General features: G+C 69.1%; 7 protein-coding genes and 1 pseudogene. 3 read left to right on the top strand and 5 right to left on the bottom strand.

Annotated features, from left to right (window positions below; genetic code table 11):
* Positions 1-72 precede the first annotated feature (72 nt).
* Together KBX37_RS24725 and KBX37_RS24730 are read left to right on the top strand one after the other, a co-directional pair.
* Positions 73-486, top strand: coding sequence for an NUDIX domain-containing protein (locus tag KBX37_RS24725; RefSeq protein ID WP_247658821.1), 414 nt, complete (start codon positions 73-75; stop codon positions 484-486).
* 139 nt (positions 487-625) lie between these two features.
* Entirely contained in the window at positions 626-1,759 is a 1,134-nt protein-coding gene (locus tag KBX37_RS24730; RefSeq protein WP_247658822.1) for a helix-turn-helix domain-containing protein, read from the top strand.
* A gap of 432 nt (positions 1,760-2,191) precedes the next feature.
* Here KBX37_RS24730 and KBX37_RS24735 read toward each other — a convergent pair whose 3' ends face one another.
* The 4 genes from KBX37_RS24735 to KBX37_RS24750 all read right to left on the bottom strand — a co-directional run bounded on the left by KBX37_RS24735 (position 2,192) and on the right by KBX37_RS24750 (position 6,870).
* Positions 2,192-2,395: a cold-shock protein gene (locus KBX37_RS24735; protein ID WP_210778296.1), complete on the bottom strand. Its 204-nt coding sequence runs from the start codon at positions 2,393-2,395 to the stop codon at positions 2,192-2,194.
* A gap of 195 nt (positions 2,396-2,590) precedes the next feature.
* The gene (locus KBX37_RS24740) at positions 2,591-4,018 is read right to left on the bottom strand and encodes a DEAD/DEAH box helicase (protein WP_210778297.1); all 1,428 of its coding nucleotides are present in this window, start codon (positions 4,016-4,018) and stop codon (positions 2,591-2,593) included.
* 1,147 nt (positions 4,019-5,165) lie between these two features.
* Positions 5,166-5,468 carry a DUF4193 domain-containing protein gene (locus KBX37_RS24745; protein ID WP_210778300.1) on the bottom strand — a complete coding sequence of 101 codons (303 nt, stop codon included), beginning with the start codon at positions 5,466-5,468 and terminating at the stop codon, positions 5,166-5,168.
* A 580-nt stretch (positions 5,469-6,048) separates the two neighbouring features.
* Positions 6,049-6,870 carry a hypothetical protein gene (locus KBX37_RS24750; protein ID WP_210778298.1) on the bottom strand — a complete coding sequence of 274 codons (822 nt, stop codon included), beginning with the start codon at positions 6,868-6,870 and terminating at the stop codon, positions 6,049-6,051.
* 89 nt (positions 6,871-6,959) lie between these two features.
* Here KBX37_RS24750 and KBX37_RS24755 point away from each other — a divergent pair, with 89 nt between their 5' ends.
* Positions 6,960-8,204 carry an IS701 family transposase gene (locus KBX37_RS24755; protein WP_210778301.1) on the top strand — a complete coding sequence of 415 codons (1,245 nt, stop codon included), beginning with the start codon at positions 6,960-6,962 and terminating at the stop codon, positions 8,202-8,204.
* A gap of 409 nt (positions 8,205-8,613) precedes the next feature.
* Here KBX37_RS24755 and KBX37_RS24760 read toward each other — a convergent pair.
* A pseudogene (locus tag KBX37_RS24760) lies at positions 8,614-9,191 on the bottom strand (hypothetical protein); the annotation flags it as partial.

The following is a 9,191-nucleotide window of genomic DNA, read 5'->3' on the forward strand; positions in this document are numbered from 1 at the left end:
GCCCGATGTTGAGCAATGACCGTGCTACGTTCCGGACGGTTCAGGTCCTGCGCCAGTGGAGGGAGCCGGTCGATGAGCTACCAGCCGCACGTATTCCCTGTCTCCATCAAGGGCGTCGTAGTTCGCAACGGCCGCGTGCTGTTGCTACGCAACGAGCGCGACGAGTGGGAGCTGCCGGGCGGGAAGCTGGATCTCGGCGAGGAGCCGGCGGAGTGCGTGGCCCGGGAGATCGTTGAGGAGGTCGGCTGGCAGGTCACCGCTGGCCCGCTGCTGGACGCTTGGCAGTATCACATCCGCGACGGCGTCGACGTCCTGATCATCACGTACGGCTGCCACGTCGGCACCGACGCCGATCCGGTCGTCAGCCACGAGCACAAGGAAGCCGGCCTGTTCACCGAGGCCGAGGTCGCGGCGCTGCGCATGCCAGACGGGTACAAGAAGTCCATCGCGACCTGGTACGCCAAGCTCAGTACCCGAGTCATGTAGGCGGTCGACGATGCGGTGTGGCGGTTGCGGGGCGACGGTCGGCCGCTGGAGCGCGTCGCCGCTGTGCCCGGCTTGCCATGCCATCGCCGGTGCCGCCCTGCCGGTCCCTGTCCAGCGCCGTGGCGGCTCGGCCTTGTGGTTGTGGACCAGCGATACCGCACGGGCCGCGCTGGCCAGCGGCGATCTCGCGGTCATCATTCGCGCCTACCGGGCCGCGACCGGTGTGAGCCAACGGCGTCTAGCGGAGTTGCTCGGCTACGACCCCACCTACATTTCGATGATCGAAACGGGACGGCGGGAGATCGGCGACGTCGCCGCCCGGCTACGTATTGCCCGCCACCTCGGCCTGCCTGCGCACACGCTCGGGGTAAGCGACCCCGACGACGCCGACTTCACCGCGATGCTCCAGTTCGGCGAGTCGACCATCCGCCTCGCCGCGATCGCACGCCAGTCCGGCCATGGCGCCGAAGCCGTCAACGAACTCTGGCCGCTGGTCACCCGCCTAGAGAGCCGGGTCGCCGACGGGCACGTCGGGCGAGACGTGGCGCTCCTGCTCGCCCGCGCCCGCGCCGAACTCGGCGTCTCACTCGGCTACGTCCTGCCCGAGGAGCGACTGGTCAGTGCCGCCCGATGGACCGGCCGGGCGCTACGGCTGGCCGAACACCTCAACGACCAGGACCTGCTCGCCTTCACCCTCCGGGTACACGGCAACGAGCTACGCAAGGTCGAACGGCACACCGCCGCCGTTGCCCGACTCCGCCGCTCAGTGGAACTGGCGCCTGATCCCGACCGAGGTGCGGCCTTGGCACAGCTCGCCCGAGCCGCCGGCGAACTCGGCGACCCCGCCCTGTTCGACCACGCCATCACCATCGCGTGGCGACTGGTCGACGCGAGACCCGGCACAGGACTCACCAGCCTGCACGCCCTCCATGAAGTGCACTTGCGCGGGCTGGTCCACACACGTCGACCCGACCTGGCCACCGACCTGCTCGATCGCCACCGTATGTCCGCCACCGCGATACCTCCGCAATGGCAGGCGATTCTCCACGTCACCACCGGCGAGGTGCTCCTGGCCCGCGCCGACGCATCCCAGGCCGAAGCGGCGTTCCAGGCTGCCATCACCATCGCAGAGGAGCACCGCCTACCTCACCAGATCCAGCGCACCCTCCGGGCCTGCACATCGCACCTTCCCGCTGTCGGAGAACTCGCGCGCCAAGCGCTGGAAAGGCTCCGCATCCCCGAGCCCAACCCGGCCGGCACCCAGGCACCATAAATCGGCTTTGCGTTGGGCACTGCGGCGATAGCGACCAGTCGGGAGCCGGTTGCGACGTCGAGGACATGGCGACCGGCCACGGTGTCCGGGTGATCGAGGATGTAACGCGCGTGACTCTGCCCGCCGGGCCAGGCCGACGCCCAGAACGGCGGCGGGAGGACGTGCCCCGCCTCGGCTTCGAGCCGGGCACAGAAAACGATCGCGTCCTCGGCTATGACCAGTCGCACCTCTGGCACCAGGGCCCCAGCCGGAGCCGGTCGATGCTGGCGGTCCCGGCCGCGCACTCGGGGGCTGACAGCGCGTGCAGCACCAGCGGTTCGAGGCCGGGCAGGACGGCGGTGTCGGAACGGATCGGCATTCGTCGGTCCGTGGTCTCGGCCACCGCCGTGGCGACGGGCGAGGCCTCGTCGCCACGGCTTGGCGGAGTCAACGTCAGACCAGACGGATGTTGGCGGCCTGAAGGCCCTTCTGGCCCTGCTCGACGTCGAACTCGACCCGCTGGTTCTCGTCCAGACTGCGGAACCCGTTCGATGAGATGGCGGAGAAGTGGGCGAAGACGTCAGGGCCGCCACCATCCTGCGCGATGAAGCCGAAGCCCTTGTCCGCGTTGAACCACTTGACTGTGCCGAATGCCATGTCTTCTCCTTTGAGTAGCTGATGGAGCCATGTACGGGCCCTCGGTTGTCGCCGCTGCTGGTCCGGAAGAACCGGCAGAACAAAGAGCGCCTGGCGGGTTAGGTACCCACCAGGCGCTGGCAAAGTATGCGACAAACCGAAGGCTGCAACCCGGTGAGGCTAGCACGGCGCGCCGCCCGGGCGGTGTCTTCGTTGTCAGCGCTGACCGCGCCGGCTACCAACCCGTGTGCCGGAAGAGAACGCCGCGGCGCCCCGTGGCGCGGACGTGGTTTCCGCGGCACTCGCCCGACGACTTTCCGAGCCTGTCCCGCGCGCTGCGCTGGCGGTCGATCCGCCCGTCGCTGTGCGCGGATCCGGGCGCCGCGTGGCGCTGTGGCCTCGTCGGTGATGCGGCGCCGTCGTCGCTCCGGGAGGCGTCACGAAGTGGCGCTCGCCCGGGGCGAGTTCGGTGAGCAGCGAGTCACCGGGCCCGAGCCGGGTGATCGTCGGGTTGATGCCGGCCTGGCGGGTGAGGTCGCGCACGTCGGTGACCTGGTCGTCGGTCATCAGGGTGACGACGGTGCCGCTCGCTCCGGCACGCGCGGTCCGCCCCGAGCGGTGCAGGTATGCCTTGTGCTCGGCGGGCGGGTCGGCGTGGATCACGAGAGCTACATCGTCGACGTGGATACCGCGCGCCGCGATGTCGGTCGCGACAAGTGTGCGGGCGTCGCCGGCGGAGAACGCCGCCAGATTGCGGGTGCGGGCGTTTTGCGCCAGGTTGCCGTGCAGCTCGACGGCGGGCACGCCCGAGGCGACCAGTTGACTGGTCAGCTTCTTGGCGCCCCGCTTGGTGCGGGTGAATACGAGCGTGCGCCCCGGGGCGGCCGTCAGGTCGATCAGGACGGGGAGCCGGTCATCGTGACGCACCCGGAGCACGTGGTGGGTCATCGCGGCGACCGGGGACATCGCCGAGTCGACGCTGTGGGTGATTGGGTTGGAGAGGTACCGCCGCACGAGGACGTCGACGCCCGCGTCGAGCGTCGCCGAGAACAGCAGCCGCTGGGAGCGGGGCGGTGTCTTGTCGAGGAGTCGCCGTACGACCGGCAGGAAGCCCAGGTCGGCCATGTGGTCCGCCTCGTCGAGCACCGTGACCTCGACGGCGTCGAGGATTGCGTGGCCGGTCGAAACGTGGTCGGCGAGCCGGCCGGGACAGGCGATGAGGATATCGACCCCGGCACGCAGTGCACCGACCTGTGGCCGCGCGCTTACCCCACCGAAGATCGTCAGGGTCCGCAGCGACAGCGCGGTGGCCAGCGGTGCGATCGTCGCTTCGATCTGGGTCGCCAACTCGCGAGTGGGCGCCAGGATGAGCGAGCGCGGGCGGCCGGGCAGCCGCGGAGACGTGGCGGCCGAGAGCCGGGCGAGGACCGGGAGAGCGAAGGCGTATGTCTTGCCCGATCCCGTCCTGCCACGACCCAGCACGTCGCGTCCGGCGAGTGAATCCGGGAGCGTCGCGGCCTGGATCGGGAATGGCGTGCTGATGCCCGCCTGCTCGAGCGCGGCGACCAGGCGGCCGGGCACGCCGAGGTCGGCGAAGGAGGTGGGTGTGACAAGGGGTGTCTTGCTGGGGCGGCGTGCCGCCATGGGAGTCTCCGAACGTGGAAGGGGTCGCCCTGCACGGCGCTGACCGATTGGTCGCGGCGCGTGGTGGTCGACATCAGATGCAGGCCGTGGTCGGAACCGGCGGACTGGTTGATCAATCTACCCGCGCCCCGGCCCAGGCCGTACACGATGGCTTTTTTGGGTTAGGGTTCGACGGGCCGAGCGAAATCCAACGCCCCCGGCGAGCGGCCGGATCCGCCCCGCTCATTTTCCGCACCCGGCTTGTATCTTGCGATCGGGTGGGTCGCGCGTTGGCGCGCAAACTTGGAGCAGTTCTTGACTGATGTAACCGCGCATGACTCGAATTTGTTCCGTGAAGCACCGGGAGCAGATGCGCCTTTCGACCACACACCTGGCGTTGACGTAAGTTCGGCTGGGATGACCCGCCTGCGCACCCCGTTCCGTGTCGAGGGTGACGCCGACCCGGAAGCCGACGGTCGCGCCCATCGCCCGCTCGTTAGGCATCACGACGCCACGGAGCCCAGTCGGTAAGGGCTACCACGCGTGTCGGTTCGACGCGTCGCAGGTACCGACGTCCTGTGCAGGTGGATCAGCACGTCTCCACGACTGGACCAGCAGATGGGGCGGTGGCGGTGGACCGCCGCTCGGCCTTGCCCGCATACATTGTCGCGCCGGCCATCCCGATCAACGTGTCCCCGTCGAGGGTGCTGCCGCGACCCGCGACCGCCGCACCCATCGTGCCCCCGGTCGGGGTGGTCGCCCGGTGCAACTGCGCACGGTGTAGGCGCCGCCCGTCTCGGCGTCGGCGATGAGAGTCGAACAGCTCATGACATGACCTGCTTGGGGTCTGACTGGATGGCTGGGAGGTACGTCCGCCGAGGCGGTCGAATGTGGTCGCCGTCGGCGCGCGGTTGAATCGCTTCGATCGGTCCGTGGATGCGCTCGCCGGTCATCCGCTCAGAACAGGCATACGCAGCGTCGCGAAGGCGGTGCTCCGCGGATGCGTCCTGCGCCGGCCCGGTCAGGTCTCCCATCTCTCGTCCACAATTCGTGGGTTTTCCGATCACACCGACCCTCTTCCCAAGATCATTATGGTTCGTTGATCCTCTCCGGCCGATGGCTGGGCGGTCGTCCCGAGTGGCGGGAAATGGTGCCCTGACAGTGGACGTCAGGAGCACTCCTGGCATACGTCCCGGCCGTCGGGCTGCGCGGCGAGCTGACCGCGGTGGTGCACCAGGAAGCAGCGCGCGCATCGAAACTCGTCCGGCTGCATCGGCACGACCGCCACGGTCAGCTCCTCGCCGGACAGGTCCGCACCGGGCAACTCGAAGTTCTCGGCAGCCTCGGCCTCGTCGAGGTCGACTTTTGCTGACTGCGACGCCGCGCCGCGCGCCTTGAGTTCCTCCAGCCTGTCGTCTTCAACCTCAACGGCGGGTCGGCGCGGCGCGTCGTAATCGATGGGCTTGCTCATCGTGATGGCCTCTCCGGCTTTGTTCATGGGTGTCACGACGGTAGACCGCGGCTCATGTCGTGGCGCTCAAGCGAGCGGTGGAAGGGTAGCGCTCGCCCTTGGATGCGAGGGGCGCCATAGGCGCTTCACCGTTGGGCGGCGGCCGATTTCGGCCGTCGAACCTGCCCGACGGCAGACCTGTTCGGCCCGCGGCGGGTCGGGGTAGGCCGGGGCGCGCCGCAGAGTCCGAGGAGAGCCCGGTGCGGTGAAAGTCGCACGCCGGGTTCGGCGAGCGGCCTGGGAAAACGGACCAGTGGCAACACCGACACCGCGCCCCAGGCCGACTCAACAGGTCTTCAAGGTCTTGTCGTCCGCAAGCGTGGCCGGCCGGCCCGGCCGATGCCGGCCGGTGGTCGCCAGCCGGCCGGGGCCGGGCGGGCGCGGCCCGCTTTGCGGGCCGCCTTGATCCTCAAAGAGACGAATTCGGCGACTCGATCCCGGCGACACTGTCGTATCCCGGCTGATGCTTTACACGCCAAGCATCAGGTGGGACTCGGCGGATCCCGGCGATCACAGATCCCGGCGAGTTCCGCGTTGAGGTTCACCGAGTTCCTCTGTCTGCCTGTGACAGTCGACTTGTCCAGCCCGGTGCCAGTTTCGTCGCCTGCCGATTCCACGCTGCCGGTCCGCCGGGCAGTGGCCATGCTCGGGTTCGGCCTTCGGTGCGGACAATGTCGCCGAGCGTGGTGGCGAAGTGGCGGGACGCGGAAGCGACATGCGCCGACGCGAAGGAGTTGCCCGGACCGCCTTGCAGATGCTTGACCCTGCCGACATAGTCCTGGATCGACCGGCGCTGCCAGGCCGAGGCGAGTTCGGGATCGACGGCGGGCGCAAGCACCACGACCTCCGGCACTGCCTGCTCAGCCAAGGCTGCGGCGATCCGGTCATGGCCGTCGAGCACCAGCAGGGTGTTCAGCCCGCTCACCCACCACAGCAGCGCCGGGGGCAGGATGCCCTCCTGGAGCTGCCGACGGTAGGAGCGCACCCGGCCGGCGCTTGCCGGAGACAGTCTCCTCAACGGCAGCACGTCACGCTGGTCCTCGTCCGGGTCCCCGTAGCCGAACCAGGTGATGTGGCCACGATCAGGGTCGACGGCGTGTAGGCGCTGCCAATGGGCCGCGACACCCCAGCTCGGCATCCCGGGAGCAAGGATCCAGCAGCCGCTATGGAGTGGGCCGTCGACGGCGGCCTGAAGCCATTCCGTGAACTGGTAGGTCCACCGCCCGGCCCAGGCGTCGTCGTCTGCGCTCGTTTCGCGGATCCGACGTGCGAGAGCAGCGCTAATACTCCAGCCGGGGATGTTGACCTTGGCTGAGCTGCGGTTCGATGTGGTGTGGGAACGAGGGCAGCCACCGTCGATCATGGACGGCTGTGTGGACTGACCATGACGCAGCGGTGGCTGCCGGATACAGGGTAGACGCCCAGCGGTGGCGGGTGTTGTTCGACGACCTGATGTTGACGGTGGGGCAGCGTTTCCGCAGGCCCGAGCCGCGTCGCCGGGTGCGTGACTTCGTTCGTGGGCTGTTGGCGCCGCTACCGCGGAAGAACTGCTGGACCATCGCCGAGCACGCCGGGGACGCTGGCCCGGACGGGATGCAGGACTTGCTGACCCGGGTGATGTGGGACGACGCCGAGGTTCGTGCCGATGTCCGCGAGTTCGTCGGTGAGCATCTCGGTGATGTCGAGGCCGTGCTGGTCATCGACGAGACGGGTGATCTGAAGAAGGGCCGGCACACCGTCGGTGTGCAGCGGCAGTATTCGGGCACGGCCGGGAAGATCGAGAACTGCCAGCTCGCCGTGCACCTGGTCTATGCCACCCAGGCTGCTCACGCGATGCTCGACACTGCTCTCTACCTGCCGAAATCCTGGTGCGACGATCCCGATCGCCGCGCCGAGGCCGGTGTCCCTGAACAGGTGCGCTTCGCGACCAAACCGCAGCTTGCAACCCGCATGATCGAGGCCGCGGTCACCGCGGGGCTGCCGTGCCGGTGGGCGGCCGGCGACGAGGCCTACGGCAACGATCCCCGCCTGGCCGCCCGGCTGCGTCAGCTGCGACTGGGCTACGTCCTGGCCGTGGCCTGCTCACATCAGGTGATCACCGGCCTCGGCGTCCACCGCGTCGACACCCTCGCCGCCGAGCTTCCCGCCACCGCCTGGCAGCGAATGTCCGTCGGCCGGGGCGCGAAAGGCCACCGCTACTACGACTGGTCCTTCATCGCCCTGCCCCACGCCACCGACGGCCAGGGCGGCCACCACTGGCTGCTGATCCGCCGCAGCCGCCGCACCGGTGAGCTGGCCTTCTATCGCTGCTGGTCACGCGACGTCGTCGCGCTCGGCACTCTCGTCGCGGTCGCCGGCCGGCGCTGGAAGATCGAGGAATCGTTCCAGGCCGCGAAGACCGGCCTCGGCCTGGACCAGCACCAACACCGCCGCTGGGCCTCCTGGCACCGCTGGACCACTCTGGCGATCCTCGCCCACGCGTTCCTCGCCGCCGCGACCGCCGACCACCGCAACCGCTACAAGCCGGTCGGGCTGATCCCGCTGACCGTCAACGAGCTACGCCACCTGTTCCACGTTCTGATCATCGAACCCGCCCGCCGACGCTGCGACCCACTGCTCTGGTCCATCCGCCGACGCCGCCACCAAGCCAGAGCCATAACCAGCCACTACGCCCGACAAGCCCTCATCGAGCCGTGATCACGATCCCCGGCTGGAGTACTAATAGGTGGGAGTGGCGACCGATACAGGCCCGTACGAGCGTAGAAGACACCTAGGGCACCGACCCTTTGCAGCCCCAGCAAGACGACCCGGTCAGCTCGGCGAATCAAGAACCGGCGACCACCAGCGACCTCGACACGTAGCCCCGGGCGCCACGGCCGTTCGGCCTCAATGACCAGGCCGTCCCACCGGCCACCGTGCTCGGACGGCAACCCAGATCGCCTCACTTCGCCATGCTACGGCGGCATGGGCGAGCGGTCGCCTCACCTAACGGCCCGGTCACGGAGCGTTACGGGTGGATCTCGCAGCACGTCGACGGCCGTCAGGTTCTATCCCGCGCCTTGAAGCGACACCCCTGTTGCCCGTTCTGACCCGGCGCCCAGGTTCCTTACTCGGGAACCGGTCCGGCTTGCCGGCGACGCAGCGTGCGGATCCACCCCTGGGCAGTGTGCCGGGGCACGTTGTAGTGGTCGGCGACGGCAGTCACACTCCCGGCCTGCTGGTAGACCGCTTCGAGATCGGCCGGTGAGCGCCGGTACACCCGTCCCTCGCCTCCGGAGGATCCGCCTTTGGCGGTCCGCTTCGTGGCCTTCGTCGCTGTAGTCGTGGCCTTGGCCCCCGTAGCGGTCTTCGGCTTGCCCGCTTGGCTGCGGGTCGCGCCGGCGCCCGACGCCCGGGTGGCCTTCTTCGCTCTGCTTGCCTTGGTCGCCGGTGACGCCTGCTTGGGCACCACGACGTCAACCGCATCAGCGCCTTCAGGGTTACTCGTAGCCGGCTCGTCCGCACCCGTGGTCGGGGCGGTGGGCTGGACCGCCGTCGGCACGACGGCGGGCCCACCATCGTCAACGGGCACGGCGCCGGCTGCGGGCGCCTCGTCGGGTACGGCGATGGGGGGCGTGGCTATCGCCTGCCGCTGGCCGGCGGCGGGCGCGATCGCCCTCAAGAGCAGGTCCAGGTCGACCGCGG

It is taken from the genome of Micromonospora sp. U56 (genome assembly GCF_018070095.1).
In the GTDB taxonomy this organism is placed as follows: Bacteria; Actinomycetota; Actinomycetes; order Mycobacteriales; family Micromonosporaceae; genus Micromonospora; species Micromonospora purpureochromogenes.

Bases quoted from the DNA above. Each gene is read 5' to 3' on its own strand.
- KBX37_RS24725 (WP_247658821.1), top strand. From the start codon at position 73: ATGAGCTACCAGCCGCACGTATTCCCTGTCTCCATCAAGGGCGTCGTA.
- KBX37_RS24735 (WP_210778296.1), bottom strand. From the start codon at position 2,395: ATGGCATTCGGCACAGTCAAGTGGTTCAACGCGGACAAGGGCTTCGGC.
- KBX37_RS24740 (WP_210778297.1), bottom strand. From the start codon at position 4,018: ATGGCGGCACGCCGCCCCAGCAAGACACCCCTTGTCACACCCACCTCC.
- KBX37_RS24745 (WP_210778300.1), bottom strand. From the start codon at position 5,468: ATGAGCAAGCCCATCGATTACGACGCGCCGCGCCGACCCGCCGTTGAG.
- KBX37_RS24750 (WP_210778298.1), bottom strand. From the start codon at position 6,870: ATGATCGACGGTGGCTGCCCTCGTTCCCACACCACATCGAACCGCAGC.
- KBX37_RS24755 (WP_210778301.1), top strand. From the start codon at position 6,960: ATGTTGACGGTGGGGCAGCGTTTCCGCAGGCCCGAGCCGCGTCGCCGG.